At 30.2% G+C, this 16,880-nt stretch carries 15 protein-coding genes; 6 read left to right on the top strand and 9 right to left on the bottom strand.

Annotated elements, in window-relative coordinates:
• Positions 1-3 precede the first annotated feature (3 nt).
• From mrdA to EW14_RS00240, 4 genes are all read right to left on the bottom strand, one after another.
• Positions 4-1,794: a penicillin-binding protein 2 gene (mrdA, locus tag EW14_RS00250; RefSeq protein WP_071840787.1), complete on the bottom strand. Its 1,791-nt coding sequence runs from the start codon at positions 1,792-1,794 to the stop codon at positions 4-6.
• An 11-nt stretch (positions 1,795-1,805) separates the two neighbouring features.
• Positions 1,806-1,949, bottom strand: a complete 144-nt coding sequence (locus EW14_RS10145; RefSeq protein WP_197049594.1) for a hypothetical protein — start codon at positions 1,947-1,949, stop codon at positions 1,806-1,808.
• A gap of 107 nt (positions 1,950-2,056) precedes the next feature.
• The gene (locus EW14_RS00245; protein ID WP_042849524.1) at positions 2,057-2,665 is read right to left on the bottom strand and encodes a hypothetical protein; all 609 of its coding nucleotides are present in this window, start codon (positions 2,663-2,665) and stop codon (positions 2,057-2,059) included.
• An 80-nt stretch (positions 2,666-2,745) separates the two neighbouring features.
• Entirely contained in the window at positions 2,746-3,459 is a 714-nt protein-coding gene (locus EW14_RS00240; protein WP_042849523.1) for a PD-(D/E)XK nuclease family protein, read from the bottom strand.
• 181 nt (positions 3,460-3,640) lie between these two features.
• Between EW14_RS00240 and EW14_RS00235 the strand changes: the two genes are divergently transcribed.
• The 3 genes from EW14_RS00235 (at position 3,641) to EW14_RS00225 (ending at position 9,988) form a co-directional block, all read left to right on the top strand.
• Complete coding sequence (locus tag EW14_RS00235) at positions 3,641-5,119, top strand: sulfotransferase family protein (RefSeq protein ID WP_042849522.1); 1,479 nt, start codon at positions 3,641-3,643, stop codon at positions 5,117-5,119.
• Between the two features lie 244 nt (positions 5,120-5,363).
• Positions 5,364-6,260 (top strand): DnaB-like helicase C-terminal domain-containing protein, encoded by an 897-nt coding sequence (locus EW14_RS00230; protein WP_052044728.1) that lies wholly within the window; start codon positions 5,364-5,366, stop codon positions 6,258-6,260.
• A gap of 428 nt (positions 6,261-6,688) precedes the next feature.
• The gene (locus EW14_RS00225) at positions 6,689-9,988 is read left to right on the top strand and encodes a DEAD/DEAH box helicase (protein WP_071840786.1); all 3,300 of its coding nucleotides are present in this window, start codon (positions 6,689-6,691) and stop codon (positions 9,986-9,988) included.
• 17 nt (positions 9,989-10,005) lie between these two features.
• On the opposite strand, the gene EW14_RS00220 is transcribed toward EW14_RS00225, so the two are convergent.
• From EW14_RS00220 to EW14_RS00210, 3 genes are all read right to left on the bottom strand, one after another.
• On the bottom strand, positions 10,006-10,461 hold the full coding sequence (locus EW14_RS00220) for a hypothetical protein (protein WP_042849521.1): 456 nt from the start codon (positions 10,459-10,461) through the stop codon (positions 10,006-10,008).
• 108 nt (positions 10,462-10,569) lie between these two features.
• Entirely contained in the window at positions 10,570-11,094 is a 525-nt protein-coding gene (locus EW14_RS00215) for a hypothetical protein (protein WP_042849520.1), read from the bottom strand.
• 364 nt (positions 11,095-11,458) lie between these two features.
• On the bottom strand, positions 11,459-11,641 hold the full coding sequence (locus EW14_RS00210) for a hypothetical protein (RefSeq protein ID WP_042849519.1): 183 nt from the start codon (positions 11,639-11,641) through the stop codon (positions 11,459-11,461).
• Between the two features lie 278 nt (positions 11,642-11,919).
• On the opposite strand from EW14_RS00210, the gene EW14_RS00205 reads away from it, so the two are divergent.
• Genes EW14_RS00205 through EW14_RS00195 form a run of 3 tightly spaced genes read left to right on the top strand, consistent with a single transcriptional unit; the run spans position 11,920 to position 13,216 of the window.
• Positions 11,920-12,276, top strand: coding sequence for a hypothetical protein (locus tag EW14_RS00205; protein ID WP_042849518.1), 357 nt, complete (start codon positions 11,920-11,922; stop codon positions 12,274-12,276).
• Positions 12,273-12,824, top strand: a complete 552-nt coding sequence (locus tag EW14_RS00200; protein ID WP_042849517.1) for a hypothetical protein — start codon at positions 12,273-12,275, stop codon at positions 12,822-12,824. Before EW14_RS00205 ends, EW14_RS00200 begins: the two co-directional genes overlap by 4 nt.
• Entirely contained in the window at positions 12,824-13,216 is a 393-nt protein-coding gene (locus EW14_RS00195) for a hypothetical protein (protein WP_156095648.1), read from the top strand. Before EW14_RS00200 ends, EW14_RS00195 begins: the two co-directional genes overlap by 1 nt.
• 121 nt (positions 13,217-13,337) lie before the next feature.
• Here EW14_RS00195 and EW14_RS00190 read toward each other — a convergent pair whose 3' ends face one another.
• Together EW14_RS00190 and EW14_RS09975 are read right to left on the bottom strand one after the other, a co-directional pair.
• On the bottom strand, positions 13,338-16,601 hold the full coding sequence (locus EW14_RS00190) for an N-6 DNA methylase (RefSeq protein WP_197049593.1): 3,264 nt from the start codon (positions 16,599-16,601) through the stop codon (positions 13,338-13,340).
• Between the two features lie 96 nt (positions 16,602-16,697).
• Positions 16,698-16,835 (bottom strand): hypothetical protein, encoded by a 138-nt coding sequence (locus EW14_RS09975; RefSeq protein ID WP_156095647.1) that lies wholly within the window; start codon positions 16,833-16,835, stop codon positions 16,698-16,700.
• Between the last annotated feature and the right edge of the window lie 45 nt (positions 16,836-16,880).

Here is a 16,880-nt window from a genome sequence, read left to right as displayed (position 1 = left end):
TTATCAATTATTTTTATTCCAAACTTTTAGAATTTCTTTCGCCATAGGAAGTGCATGAACTGAACCTCCACCAGGAGTATTTTGTGCAAAAGCGACTATAAGCAACTCACTCTTTTCCGAAGGGGCAAAGCAAACGAACCAAGCATGATCTGAGCCACCTTCACCATCTTCAGCAGTTCCTGTTTTACCTGATACTGGAGGTAAATTTGAAACTCCATAATTAATTGATACTCCTGTACCAGACTCTACTACTTTCCTGAGACCATTTTTTATCAATTGAATATTTTGTGGATCAATCTCAATTGAAATACGTTTTTTATCTAATCGACTTTCTACATTTTTTTTAGTCAAATGTGGAGTAACTAGGTAACCTCCATTAGCAATAGCTGCATATGCTCTAGCTATTTGAATTGGAGTTACTTGTACAACAAATTGTCCAATAGACATACTCGCAATATCTTCTGGAACCCAAGGTGTTCTTCCCGGTTGCCCCCACCCTCGACCTTCTTTAGCCCATTCACTACTAGCTACTAATCCTATATTTTCTTGTTCAGAAATTTCAATTCCAGATAAAGAATTAAAACCAAGTTTTCGAGAGACCTTATGAATTTCATCAACTCCTACTCCATAACCTACTTGATAAAAAAATGTATTACTAGAAACTCTTAAAGCATCTTCGTAACCTATTACTCCAAAGCCTAAATCATTATGCTCTCTAAAACATTGACTCCCATAAGTTATACATGGTTTCGTCTCTAACATGGTACCTCTAGGAAATTTCCCACTTTCCAACCCCGCTAAAGCAGTTACGATTTTCCAAACACTTCCTGGATCATAAGCATTTAATGCTCTATTAAAAAGAGGTTTTTCAGCAGAATTAAATATATTATTGTATTCTTTCTCAGGCTTAAAATCCTTTGAAAAAAAATTCAAATCAAAATTAGGTCTACTTACCATTGCTCTTATTGCACCATCTCTAGGATCCATAACGATTATCGCTCCAGCTTTTTTGTCTTTAAGAACTTCCTCAGCAACTAGTTGCAGATTTAGATCGATTGTTAGTTCAATATCTTTACCTTGTGCTGGAGGTCTTGTACCCAATGATCTTTGAAATTTTCCTAATGAATTGACTTCAACTATTTCTCCACCCCATTCACCTCTTATAAAATCTTCATAAACATATTCAATTCCTGTTCTTCCTATTAAATCATTTAATTTATAACCCTTCTTAGATAAGAATTTATATTCTGATTCAGTAATGGGCTGAGTATAACCAATTACATGCGCAGCAAGGGATTTATAAGGATAATTTCTAATTAATTTGGTTGCTATTTCAAAACTAATTAAATTACCTTCATTTTCCTTGAATTTTATTAATTGACCTACATTTAAATCATCAAGAATAGTTACTGAGAGTTTTTGATTTTCTAGACCATCAGCATATTTTTCTTGAATTACATTACTATCAATATTTAACAAATTAGAAATGCTTGATTTATGTTTTTCCCAATTACTTTTGTTAACAGATTGGGGCTTTGTTATTAAAGAATATTTAACTCTACTATCTGCTAAAACATAACCATTTTTATCTAGTATTCTTCCGCGTATTGGCTGTGAAGCAATAAGTCTAATCCTATTCTCATCTGACATCTTTTTAAAAGATTCATTATTTAAAAGTTGTAAAAAAATTAACCTAAATAGAATCAATAAAAAGGAAATAGAAGAAAAAATAAGTAAGACGAGTGGTTGTCTTTTTAATGAAATATTTTTTTTACTAAGACTTGCTTTTATCAAAAATATAAAAATTATTTAAATTTTGTTTTTTCCAATAGAGCAATGGTTAATTTTATCTCTTTAAGTCTAGTAATTAAATCTTGATAATCATTATCGTTAGTTTTCAGATTAAACTCATCATTTTCAATATTTTTTGAATTCAAATTTTCACCCATAAAACTTATACTTTTTTAAGCAATTATTCCATCTAATATAATATTAGATAAGAAATTTATTTTTTCAAAATTATATTAACTTAGATACTAAAAAAATATCAAAAAAATTAATTTGATTGATCTATATTTTGTTCAAAATAAGGATTACAACTATTCTTTGATATCCCTAAAGACCATCCAATAAATGAAGAAATAAATATTGTGACTATTAGCGGCAAAATGGCTTGTTGAGTATTTACAAGATTAAACCATTCCCTCCAGCCACTAATAAATCGCTCTCTTTGAAATTTTCTTTTTTCATTTTCTAATAATCTAGTTTTTTTAGCGAAGGCTTTTGTTACCCACTTTTCGAAAGGAATCTTTTTTGTAATGGCCATTTTTCTCTCCACTTCTAATAATTGTCCTGCACTTAGATAAGGATGAAATGTACTTATCAATTCAAGAGTTTTTAAAAACATCTCAACAGTTGCATCTTTTATCAGCTTTTGCTCATGACTTAAATCAGCCCACTCTATTTCTGGAAAAAAACGTTTCCTGTTAGGTGAAATTTGGTCTTCTGACATTTGACCAGGTTCTCTAAGCCATCTATTAGTATTTTCGTCAAATCTCCGCCAATATAAAAAAGGATTTATAAAAATTGTTTTGCCAGATACTTTTACTACATCTTGTTGAAGATGATTAGTTATCTTACTTTCAGAATTTTTCGATTTTATCAAAGCCCTTAATTAATAATCTAATTAAAGATTATCTTTTATTGACTATTTTTCCAGATATATAAAAAATTATCTTATGAATATTAAGTTCTAGATAACCGCCAACGCTTCTTTAAATAATTACAGTATTCACAATTTAAGGAAGGCTTGGGGAAATTATCCGAACGTAATAAATTGACAGTATCAATTATCTTATTTTCTACCCAAGAAGTAGAACAATCTAATTTAATTAGATGTACATCAAAATTTAGTTGATTATTAAATAACTCCTCATTTTTCTTTCCATTGAAATATAAAAGATAAGCTTCTTTAGCTACTTGAAAACCGTTTTTTTTTAATAACCACTGATACATTTCTAATTGTCTCTTATAAGCTTTTGCATATTCGTATTTATTAAAAGTCTCAGACCAATCAAAATTATTCTTAGATGTTGCTTTTACATCAACTACAATAAGATCACCATTTTTTTTCTGCCAAATATCATCCACAGCTCCACCAAAATCATAATTATGTTCAATTGACTGATATCTTAACCCTTGAAAATTACTTCTCCAACGTTCTAAGTCTTTATGTTTAAAAGGAACAGCATTAATACCATGTTTAATAAATAAAGGATGCGCTTCTTGAATTTTTCTATAGTAATCAAATTCATTTTTACATAAATTATCAACAGCTATATTTAAAGTAAATGGAAGCGATGGTGGTTTTATTTGATATTTTTTGTCGAGCACACAACATCTCGGACAACTAAGATATTTCTCAACAGTAGATCTACTTAATTTAATAATATTGCTCATTATGATTAATATCTCATTTAAAAATATTACTTACATAAAATAAAAGTCTTAAATCTTTTTGAAAATTTTTTAACTTACTTTCACTCAGTAGTCTCATTGATAAATTTGATATATTGATGAAATTATTTTATTTATATTTTTAATGATACTAGTATAAAAAATAATAAACTCAATATTTAAAATGAATAGTTTTGGAGATAAAGATAAATCAAAAAAAAGTAACAGTAAAAATTCAATGCAGTCTTTTAAGGCAGTTTTTAATGAAGCATTAAAATTACATTCTGCAGGAAAGATTTCTGATGCAATCAAAAACTACAATTTTCTTTTAAATAACGGTTTTAATGATCCACAATTATTTGCAAATTACGGGGATATATTAAAAGGTTTAGGAAAACTAAAAAATGCAGAATTGGCATACCAAAAAGCAATAAAACTCAAACCTGAAGTAGCGGAATTCCACTCCAACTATGGAACTATTTTAAGAGATCTAGGAAAACTGAAAGATACAGAATTATCATATCGCAAGGCAATTGATCTAAAACCTGATTTTGCCGAATTACATTTTAATCTTGGCAGCATTCTAAAAGACTTAGGAAAACTGAAAGATGCAGAATTATCATTTCTAAAAGCAATTGAACTAAAATCTAATTTTGCAAGAGCATATTTTTCTCTTTCTTCATTAAAATATTCAAAAAAAGACTTAAATTGGAAAAAAAATCTTTTTTCAAAAAATATTTTAAAAAAGTTAAACAATATTGAAAAAATCGATATTTATTTCGCAAGAGCGAACATATTACATAGAGAAAAAAATTACAAAAAAAGCACTCAAAATCTTAAATTAGCGAATAACTTAAAGCTTGAGACTTATAAATCAAACGCAGAATATTTAATCACAAAATCTAAAAATTTGCTTATTGAATCTGAAAGAGAAAAATTAATACAAAATCAAGAGGTGAAAAGTCCAGAAAGCATTTTCATAGTAGGTATGCCTAGGTGCGGATCAACATTAGTTGAATCAATCTTGAGTATGAATAATAAAGTAACAGATCTTGGAGAAATCAACCTACTCGAAAAAGCATTTCTTATCAACAAAAAAAAAGATCAAAATAAATCTTTAAGTGAAATATATTTTCAAGAAATAAAAAATCTTAAAGGGAATTTTAAAATTACTACTAATAAATGGTTGTATAACTATCAATATTTGGGAGTTATTTTGAATAATATGCCTAACGCTAAAATTATTCATTGTTTTAGACATCCCCTAGATAATATTCTCTCTATTACAAGAGCAAATTTTGCTAGAGGCAACTCATATTCTTCATCATTAAAAGATTGCGCAAAAGTTTATTTAGACCAAGAACTAACAATGCAAGAATATAAAAAAAGGTTTAGTTCAAATATTTATGATTTGAATTACGATTTATTAGTAATTAATCCAAAAAAGATAATTAAAAATATGATCGCTTGGTTAAAATGGGAATGGCAAGAAACTTACTTATCGCCTCAATTAAATAAAAGATCGGTTCTAACAGCAAGTAATGTTGAAATTCGTTCACCAATTAATTCTAAATCTATTGGAGGATGGCAGAACTACAAAGATATGCTTACACCTGCTATAAAAATTTTAAAAATAAATGAGAGATACAAAGATATTCTCTAAAAGCAATAATTTTTAAATTCAGATTACGAATTCTCTATAGAGAGAGTAAATAATTGCCAAAACAAACTGACAACAAACTACCTTTAACAAACATAGTTATTTTATTATCCAAGATAAATTTGCGACAAACAATTAAAACACGACCATAACAAGTTTTATTTAAAAGTAAATCAAATTTCTTTAAGAAACTTAATTTGCATTTTCTTCTAAGTTCGCTTATATAAGTTTCCCTAAAAAAATAAGAATGAGTGAAGAAAGCATTAATGATCGAACAAAAGTTATTGGAGATATTTTAAGTACCAAATTTGAAGAAATTAAAAATCTCGCTCTTGGTAATACTTGTGACTCTGGAATTCCAGTATCTTTTAATGATTACGATGCAATGACTCAAGGACTTCCCCGAGGGGGGCTGATCGTTCTTGGTGGAAGACCTGCAATGGGCAAGACATCATTTTCTTTAAATATCGCGTTGAATGTCGCTAAGACTCAAAATCTTCCTATTTGCCTTTTTCATTTAGAAATTAGTAAGGAACAAATATCTAATCGACTTTTGTCAATGGAATTAGGAATTGAATCTGGGCGATTAAGAACAGGCAGATTACAACAAGATGAATGGTTTGCATTGGATGAAGGAATTAATTATTTGAGTAAATTACCTTTGCATATCACCGATAAACCAATAAGTTCCATTCAAGAGATGCAATCAATCTGCCAAAAAATTAAAGAGGAATCGACAAAAAAAAGTTTGGGACTTGTAATTCTTGATTATGTCCAATTACTTGATTACTTGCCTTTATCAGATGTTTCTAATAGGCAAGAGTATTTATTGAAATTAGCAAAGAGTCTTAAGAAGATGGCAGAGGAACTAAATGTTCCTGTCATTGTTATTTCTCAACTTAGTAAGGATGTAGAGAAAAGAAGAAATAAAAGACCAATACTTAGTGATATCAGAGACTTTGAACCTCTTGAAGTGTATTCAGATATTATTACCATGATCTATAGAGATGAATATTACAATCCAGAAACTGAAGATAGAGGAATTGCTGAAATAATTACTTGTAAGCACAGAAATGGTCCTTTAGGAACAGTTAAATTATTATTTGAACCGCAATTTACAAGGTATAGAAATCTTGCTGCTTAATAAAATCTTGAATACAAGGTGTAGAGAAATTTAAAACTCTATGATTTCTCTTAAGAGACGGAGAATAAAAGCAACGTAAAACCCACGTAAAACCGCCCTATATTTTATCGCCCAAAAGCACTGCCATGAAATAACCATCATCTTGACTAATTCTCACGTAAAACCGATAAATTCAAGTTATAGCTGAGTTCTTAAAATCCGTTTATTCCCACTCTATAGTACGAGGAAATTGTACTGCCAGAAACATAGTCATATCAGTTGATTTGAGGGAAGAATAAGACAGATTTCTTCACGTGTAACCCACGTGTAACCCAGTCATAGCAGGCAATCTGGAGGATATTGGCAGTTTAATACATTTTTGTAGAGAAATCATCATTAATTGACAGGGTATTTAAAATTGACAGAAAGATAATTCCTCTTAAAACATCTTGGCAACCTTTGATGAATTTTATGCTTCTTTGGATCCTGATGTCGGGGTTAGAGGAAAGCAGTTTGAAAAATTTATTAAGTGGTTTCTAAAGACTGATCCAACATGGTCAAGTCAGATTGATGAAGTTTGGTTGTGGAACGATTATCCAAGGAGATGGGGTGCCGATTGCGGAATCGATTTAGTTTTTACTCATAAGAACGGAAAGACTTGGGCAGTTCAATCTAAATGTGTTGCACCAAATAATGATATTAAAAAATCAGAAATAGATAGTTTTTTAAGTGAATCGAGTGACTCAAAAATTGATGGGAGATTATTAATTGCAAGTACTGATGGAATTGGAAAGAATGCTCAACAAGTAATTAATCGTCAGGAGAAGCAAGTTGTCTGTTTTTTACTAGAACAGTTCAGACAATCTGAAATTGAATTTCCATCTTCGATGGATGATCTAAATCAAGGCAAAAGAAAAGAAAAGAAAAAACCAAGACCACATCAAATCGAAGCAATCGAAAAAGTATCTGAAGGAATAAAAACGGCAGATCGTGGTCAAGTTCTTATGGCATGTGGAACTGGTAAAACTCTTACATCGTTATGGATAAAAGAAAAAATAAATGCAGAACAAGTTTTAGTTTTAGTTCCATCTTTAAGTCTTCTGTCTCAAATTCTGAAAGAGTGGAATGCAGAAGCAAATGAATCTTTCAAATGGATATGTGTTTGCTCCGATCAGTCAGTTGCAAAAGATAAATCTGAAGATGAATGGATCTCAAATACTTCTGAAATTGGAGTGCCAGTTACAAGTGAAACTTTAGAAATTAAAAATTTCTTAGATGAGAGTGGTTCAAAAGTTGTTTTTTCTACTTATCAATCTGCACCATTAATTGTTGAAGCACAGGAACATCACGATACCAGTCCTTTTGACTTAGTTATTGCCGATGAAGCACACAGATGTGCAGGGAAAGTTTCTGATGCTTTTGGATGTGTCCTTGATGAAAACAAAATTAAATCCCAGAAAAGACTCTTCTTGACTGCTACTCCAAGAGTTCTCTCAAAACAATTAAAGAAAAGTGCATCCAAAAAAGAAATTGAAGTGGCATCAATGGATGACCATTCAGTATTTGGAGAGGTTCTTTATCAAATTAAATTTTCAGAAGCAATTAAAAAGGATTTACTTTCTGACTATCAGGTCGTGGTTGTCGGTGTAGATGATCAAATGATTAGAGATCAGATTGAGAATAGAGATCTTGTAGAAATTGGTAATAATGAATTAAAGACAGATGCTGAAACTCTTGCTTCTCATATTGCTCTTGCAAAAGCAACTAATGAATATAACCTGCAAAGAGTAATTACTTTTCATGGATTAGTTAAAGGTGCAAAATACTTTGCTGAAGACCATAAAAAAGTAAATAAATGGATGCATAGTGCAGGACAATCTACGCAAGTAATTTGTTCTGAACACGTTTCAGGTGAAATGAGTAGTTCAGAAAGAAATAAAAGGATCAATCGATTAAAAAATCTAAGCAAAGGTGAAAGAATAATACTGACTAATGCAAGATGTCTGTCTGAAGGAGTTGATGTTCCTAATCTTGATGGGATTGCTTTTATTGATCCAAAACAAAGTCAGATAGATATTATTCAGGCAGTAGGAAGAGCAATTCGTAAAAGTGAAAATAAAACCTTTGGAACAATCGTGATTCCTGTTTATCTTTCTCAGATTTATGAAAATATAAATGACCAAGTTCTTGCAAGTAAGTTCTCAAGCGTATGGAAGATAATTCTTGCTTTGAAATCTCAAGATGATTCTCTAATGGAAGAGATTGATTCTCTTCGTATCAATTTAGGAAAAGCAGCAACTAGAGGAACCATTAGCAAAGGTATTAGAAAAATAATTATTGATTTACCTAAAAAAGTTTCTGTACATTTTATAAACAAATTGCAAACGATATTGATTCAAAATACGTCTGATGATTGGTTAGAAAAATTTGGTGAACTAAAAAATTATAAAGAACAAAATAATAATATGGATCCTCCCACATATCACTCTTCACTGGGTCAATGGACAAGCACACAAAAAGTGGAATTTAAAAGGCATCAACTAAAAAGAGAAAGGATAAATTTATTAAATAGTATTGGTTTTGTATGGGACCCTTACGAAGAAGCATGGCGCAGTAAATTTGAAGAGTTAAAGGAATACAAGAAAAACAATGGACATTTAAATCCTCCTAAAAAGGAATATCCCTCTTTGATTAAATGGGCAAAGACACAAAGAACCAATTTAAATCAAGGTATCTTAAATAAAGATAGGGAAAACTTATTAAATAGTATTGGTTTTATCTGGGATATAAAAGAAGAAGAATGGCAAAGAAAATTTGAAGAGTTAAAGGAATATAAGAAAAAAAATGGACATGTAAATCCTCCTAGAAGAACAGGTGCTTTAGGAAGTTGGGTCGGAACCCAAAGATATACATTTCAACAAAAAGAACTGTCTTATCCAAGAATACAATTACTTGAAAGTATTGGTTTTATCTGGGATATAAAAGAAGAAGAATGGCAAAGTAAATTTGAGGAGTTAAAGGAATATAAGAAAAAAAATGGACATTTAAATCCTCCAGTAAGATTTGGTTCTCTTGGAGGTTGGGTTACTACGCAAAGAAGAATATTTAAAGAGAAATCTATGCCCAAAGATAGAGTGAAGTTATTAAATAGTATTGGTTTTATCTGGGATATAAAAGAAGAAGAATGGCAAAGAAAATTTGAAGAGTTAAAGGAATATAAGAAAAAAAATGGACATGTAAATCCTCCAAAAAGTTTTGGTGCTTTAGGAGTTTGGGTTCTAAATCAAAGAAGAGAAAAATCAATTTCAAAAGATAGAAAAGATTTATTAGATGGTATTGGTTTCGTATGGAATCCTTATGAGGAAGAATGGCAAAGTAAATTTGATGAGTTAAAGGAATATAAGAAAAAAAATGGACATGTAAATCCTTCTGCAAATAGTGGTCCATTAGGAAGTTGGGTTAGTACACAAAGACTATCTTTTAGCAAAAATAAAATGTCTAAAGAAAAGTCTGATTTACTTGAAAGTATTGGTTTTAGTTGGGATCGATTAGAGGAACAATGGCAAAGTAAATTTGATGAGTTCAAAGAATATAAAAATAAAAATGGAGATAAAAAACCTCCAAAGAATTCATCTCTTGGAAGATGGTCCCAAAACCAGCGAACAGCATATAAAAATAAAAAAATTTCTAAAAAAAGAATTGAAATGCTCGAGAGTCTTAAAGGGTGGATATGGTCATATAAAAATTAATAATTAATAAAAGATGCTTAAATCAATATCTCTAATTTTCCTTTTTTGAAGACGTCTAACGGAGCAATAGCACAACCTTTAGTAGTCATTTCTTTTAACATCCAATTTGCTGCTTCTTTATGTAAAGATGGTTGAGGTTGATCAGATTTTACAGAACAACAGTACCAAGGATTTAATTCCCAGAGATTATCTCTACTCCACATTATTGAGAAGAGAGAATATGAATAATGTGGATGTGGTTCCGGGAATGAGCAAACATAAAAATTTATTTTTTTTGTGGAGTATTCTTTGTACACAAAAGTTGCAACTTTAATGGTATCTGGAGGTAAGGAACTCTCTAGATTATTAAAGTCAGTTGATTCACAGAAATCATCTTTTGGTGTTTCTCTCTCGCCTAAAATGCCGAACGCCGTACCAAAAGCAGTTACCTCGTCATGCCAATATTCTTCTATTAGATAAGTTTCTTTTCCCATTAATCAAAAATTAAACTAAAAAAAAAGAATGTTTCATGACTCTTATTTTAGTTCTGATATCAAATAAAAAAAATACTTAAAAGAAAAGTTGAAGTAGGTGAGAAATATTCAAATTAATATTTCTAGTTTTCCATTTTTGAAGTAATCAGAATCATGTGCTTCACTCCCTGCAGCAGTTATTTCTTTCATCATCCAATCTCCTGCCTCATGATGTGAAGATGCATACCTACAAGCAAATGCGGGAGATCTCTGCCAACAACTAAAATCGTCATCCCAAAAAATCCAGAAAAGCAAATGACTTGTTTCTTTAGTCTCATCACCTTCATATGTAATATCTTCACTATTCTTATATTCTTTAATCTTTCTATATGGTTGCCATGTAAATTCACAAACGTAGTAAAAATCTTTTTTAATATTTTCATTTGGTTTGTATTGCTTCTCTCTCAAAAAAGTTGCCACTTTAACAGTATCGGCAGGGTTAGAACTCTCTAACTCAAAATGGTCATTCGAATATGAAATATCATGATCCTTGTCGGTATCGCTTTCATATTTCCTTTCCGAAATTTTAAACACATGGCAATAAGGAGGTACAGTGTCGTAATAGCGTGTAATTTGAGGAATTTCTTTTGCCATTACTCAGAAAATAAAACCATAAAAATGTGGAAAGTGTAGAGAAATTTATTTTTATACGATTTCTCTATAGAGATGAGATTTTACCCTCACGTGTAACCCACGTGTAACCTCGCTGTTGAGATCCATTGCAAATAGGTTAACAGAATTCTCACGTGTAACCCACGTGTAACCAACTTTTTTAGACTATAACTGGGTTTATACCCTATCGATCACTCCCACTCTATAGTACCGAGAAAAAGGGCAGTCATAAACGTAGTGATACCAACATGTTTGAACCCATAATAACACACATTTTCCTGAGGGAAACCTGAGGGAAACCTCTTTTTAAGAAGAGTTTATTGAATAAAAACTTAAAAATTATTACTCAGTCACAGTAAATTAGACAATTTTGATTTGTTGGATGTTCCCTACATTCTTTATCCCAAAAGTTTTGAAACTCAGGGGCACATTTCTCAAGTTCTTTTGGCGTATCGTTAAGATTTAAACCTGCATAATTAAACGCAGTTAAGTATCTTGGAAGAATGTTAAATTGATTGAATAGTTTCATAAGACCTCCTAGATCTATATCTATATTGTCCTCCTATTAACCTGAAATTCATAGAGTATTATTACCCGAGTAAAAGTGCTTTGTGGTTGTCACGACTATCTTTTTCGGTTCAGTAGGAGTAGAAATAATTCAGGAGTCAAAAGCACTTCATCGACTTTGTGGACAGCGAGGTGCATACGACTCGAAGAGGGCAAACAAATGCCCTCTTATTTTATTTTTAAAGCATTTTAGAAACGAATTGACAGATTCCTTAAAATTGATTTAACAATAAAAATTCGTTGAAAAAATTAATTCTTTTATTATTAATATTTGGTTTTAATACTTCTGCTAATTCAGAACAATATAAAAGGCACAAATATACCTGCCCAGAATCGCAAGGTGAATGTACTGAAGGAGAAAGAGCAGCAATTAAATTAGTTAATGACAAATATTGGAAGATACTGTCCGATAAAATTAAGGACAATAAATTTTATAAGTATCCTTGGTATTGGGTTTATAAGGAAAAAGGAGAATGTAAATATACAGTTGCCGCAAAAGAAGACATGCCAACTCATACTGCAAATATGGAATGGATAGATGTTGATATTTGCGAAGAGACTACCAAATTAAAATATCGTGACGGTAGATATAGATGAAACACTTTTTATTTTTATTCTTTTCATTCGGTTTTATTTCATCAGTTAAGGCAGATTCACTTTGCACTCTTACAAGTGAAGTAGAACCAGATGTGACGATAACTTTGAAATATACTGGTTCAGGTGGCGGTATAGGAACTCTAAATTATAAAAATCAACCTTCTTTAGGTTTCTATGTAGGTATTTGGAATGGATATGGTGGTCAGTATTACACCGCAAGATCATATTCGCCTGAATTATTAAAGGAAGAAAAAACCTATCAGGAAAGAACAAAAAATACAAAGGAGATAAGAACAGGACCTTTTATTAATTTTGTAGGCAATCAATTAGGAAGAGCAACTTCAAAAGAGGATAGGAAGTCTGGCAAATTAAGAGCATTAATGCCATCACTTGCCCAAGGTTATTATTATTCGATTCCTTTTACTGAGCAAGGTCAGTATGGAAGACAGCAATTATCAAAAGAGATGAAAACTATTATTGATGCGACAGAAGGATTTTTTGTTAATTCAGGTGGGTGCAGAAAATTCTTTCCTTATGGATGGGATTAATGAAAAAACTTTTATTTGGTATCTTATTTTTAAGTTTTTTATGTCCCGTTAATTCTGAAACAAAGGATAAAAAAGAATATGGCAAATATGATTTCTATTCAAAATGTTTAGATGATGCTTTGCCTAAAAAAATGAATAATGCATTAGTATGGGAATGCTCAACAAAAGCATCAAAAAAAATTGATTCTTTAATTCAAAAGCAGATATCCTCTAGAGGTGATTGCGATAAAGAAGGATTTGAATCACATGCTTGCCAATTAAAGAGAAGTCAAACTGCGTTTAAGACTTATTATCAAACCGAATGCACTTGGAATAAATATGGTCCTCATTATGAGTATTGTGAAATGATGCTTAAAAAAAGTAGATTAGAGTGGTTAGATAAGACTCTTTGAAGATGAAATAATCAAAAAAATAAATTGCATGCTAATTTAAGATTGATGAGGCATGGTTACCTCATTGAGATACAAGAAAAATGATTTTAAAAGTTCGTAAATTATCCCAAAAACATTTTCATCAATGAGAATTAAAGTACAGAATAATCAAATTATTTAATTCATCAGATTCTCTATGCAATGCATTTCTAATTTGTCGGCGCAAAATTCCAACATCTTTTGCAATTAAACTTTTTTGGTCATTACATTCCCTAATCAATTTGTTTGATTTGGAATATAGATTTAATGCCTTTGTACTGATTTCTGTTTGAAGAACTTGAGATTGATCATATGGTGGAATAGGAAGAGAAAACATTCTTGTTCCTATATCACGCTTACCAAGCAATCCTAAATTAATAAATGGATCTACTATAGAGTTGATAAAGTCCGAATTTAAAATTCCCAAATAATATCCCGCTTCATTTTTATCATTTGTCCGCCATTGATATGTTTTATCTCTTGCGATAAATGGTAAAGGTAAAGTTTCAGTATCAGTAAAAGAAACATATTGCCTAGAACCACTAGCATTTGCTAATAGGAGATATCTTTTCTGTAGATTTTGATTAGTTAAGTTAGAATTAAAGTCTATTCTTTTAAAAAGTTCTTCCTCATTATTATTTTTTAACTTATTCCATTCATCTTCAACTTTAGACCAGTATTTTGCTGTTTCAGTCAATCCTTCTTTCCTTAAGTCTTGCGATGATTTTAAAGAAAGATTTCCAGAAGGTAGTTGTATCACTGGGAGCACAACATGCCACAGAGAATCTTCTTTTAAACTAAAAGGGTATATATGTTCACCTGCAGCAGTTAAAAATAATGATTTAGTATCCACTAATTGATCTAAATTAAAATTCCTTAGACTTTCTTTTTTTGTTTTTTTTCTTGCATCTGTATTTGTTCTTATTCTTGTTATGGGATGCCTTAATTTTTCAACTATATCTACAATCATCAATGGTTGAGGATAGAAAATTCCACCTTGTTGAAAATCATCAGATAATTGTTTTTTGAAATAATTTATTTTTTTTAGGTAATTTTTAAAATCTTGTGAAATATTTTTGATGTCAACATATGCAGAAATCTTGTCTTTTATATTCAAATAATGAAAAACTGAATCTTTGAAATCAATTTTTTCTTCTGCATTTTTTGACATTATTAAATTTCCTCCATCTCCAGAAAACACTCTCCCATTAATTTCTGCTTTTAATGCTTCTGGAGAAGTAATAAATTTATTGTTTACTTTTAAAGGGTTAAGTGGATTAAAAAAAAGCACACATGAAGGAACATTAAAAAGATTATCAACATCGTTTAGATCCCATATTTCAGCACAATAAAAATGTGGATGATAATTCGCGTTTCTGAGTTGAGAATGTTGTTTTGCTGTCATGAATGATCTTGGTAAAACAAATCCAATATTTTTGTAAGATTTATTATCACTAAATTTTTTATTTTTTAAAAAATATCTCGCTGCAAGAGGGATAAATAAAGCAGCAATTTCAGTGCTTGACTGTTCGCCTCTATTCCTTGACATACAATCATATTTTTCATTGAGATTTAAAATTTGTTCCTTATATTTCAAATTATTTATATCCTTTATTGTTAACCAAGGAGGATTACCAATTAGAAAATCAAATTCATTTTCTAAAACCTTTGGCATGCTTTGGTTCCTTAAAACAAAACTGTAAACTGAGTCATTCTTTTTAAATTTTTGTTCAAGAAGAAAATTTGAATATTTAAGAAGTTCCTCATTATCTTTTCTTTCAATTTCTTTGTAATTACTAAGTACACTTTTTACATCATTAGATAAGTTATTTTTATTCTCAGTACTGTATTTCTTGACTAATTCGTTACATATTTCTTCTATTTCATCAATTACTTTATTAAAAAAACCCTGCCTTGCTAACAATGTTTCAGAAAATGAGAAATTATTTCCTAACAATTCAATTTCCCATCTATTGCTATCTCCTTCCATCATTCTGATCAAAGGAGCATCCTCTGCATTACTTACGGTATGAGTAAGGGTGTTTGCTAAATAAACTGGAAGACTTATAGGTTGAGCATATTCCTTTATCTTTTTTCTCCATGTTATGAAAAGATTTGTTTTAGCAGTTATTACTGCAAGGGGATGGATATCTATACCCACTACTGAATCAATTAATTTTGGAATTGAATATTTCCTTTTATTTGCTTTTTCTAATATGTACTTAGCAGAAGATCTTAAGAATGTTCCACTACCGCATGAAGGATCAAGTATTTTGGGAAGTTCATTCTCAAAATTGACTTCTTTTAAACAGTTTTCTGTAATTGCATCTGCTAACCATTCCGGAGTATAAAATTCTCCAAGATCATGTCTTGTTTGAGGATCTACAAGTTGTTGATAAAGTTCTTTAAGGAAATCTTCAGGTACATTTTCAGTATCGTAAGTCTCCAAAATATTTGTGATTTCTGAGAGGATTTCCTTTATGTTTCTCTCTGAATAGAGATCTATAATCCATGTAAAGTAATCAGATTCAACTAGATTTCTAACGTAATGTTTTCTAAACCATTCCCCAGTAAGTATTTCAAATAAATTATCTTTTATTGAATAGGTTGATTCAATTACGATTGCAGAAAATATATATGAAACTAGTGTTAAGTAAGTGTGCCTTAGAAATAAATTATTATCGCTTTGATCACTCCCATATGCGATACTAATTTGTTTTTTCCACAGATCAAATTTTGTTTGGATAACTTTTTTTTCATTTTTACCTTTTTCAAATGATTTCTCTAAAAGATTTAAAGAATGCAAATATGTAAGAGATTTTAAACCTAAATCAGCAGCGACTCTTTTTTTTGTAGGTACAACTTTATTTTTTCTTCGAAAGGCAATTCCTTTTAAATAAAAAATAAAATCATCAATATTTTTTCCATTAAATTCAACTTCCTCAACTTTTCTCAATTTTATTTTTTCATCTTTTAAATAAGCATAATTAATCCACCTTAAACCGTCAGTTGCTATTAAAAGGTATTTAGCATTATCTCCTTCTCTTTTCAAAAATTCGATATTTTCTAAAAGTTGTTCTTCTGCTATTTCTTTTTGTTTATTATTATTTAAATCATATTTATATTCAATAATAAGATTATCTCCCAAACAGTCAGCATTTCCTTTTGAAATGATACCTGAAATTTTTTTTCTTAAAACAGATCTTTCAGCAGAGACTGCATGCTCAAAAGAATCAAATCCTCTATCACTAAATAATTTTTCAAGCAATGCATTACATAGTTGGATGACCTGCTCTTCATTTGTTGCTCTAGAAACTCTCTTATTGTAAAAAGCAATAAGAATTTGATTATCTATTTCACTTTTCACAAAATAAGGATTTTTTTTTATCTTAGCGATTAAAAATTCCAGAGAAAAGTATGCATTAACTTTGAGATTAAATTTTATCAATCACTTCATTCTTATCTATCCATACTTCAATTTTTTCTTCATAAAAACCATTCCCCATGGCGATATCTTTACTTTTAACAAAAGAACTAAATTGATCTTTTTGTAATTCTCTCCATCCATATTTTTATGCAACTTTAAGACAACAACCTTCACAAAGTTCTCTTCTTTTTATCCAGTATTTACATCCTTTTAGGTGTA

Origin of the sequence: Prochlorococcus sp. MIT 0604, from assembly GCF_000757845.1 — a bacterium.
In the GTDB taxonomy this organism is placed as follows: Bacteria; Cyanobacteriota; Cyanobacteriia; order PCC-6307; family Cyanobiaceae; genus Prochlorococcus_A.
This window is presented reverse-complemented; position numbering and strand designations above follow the sequence as displayed.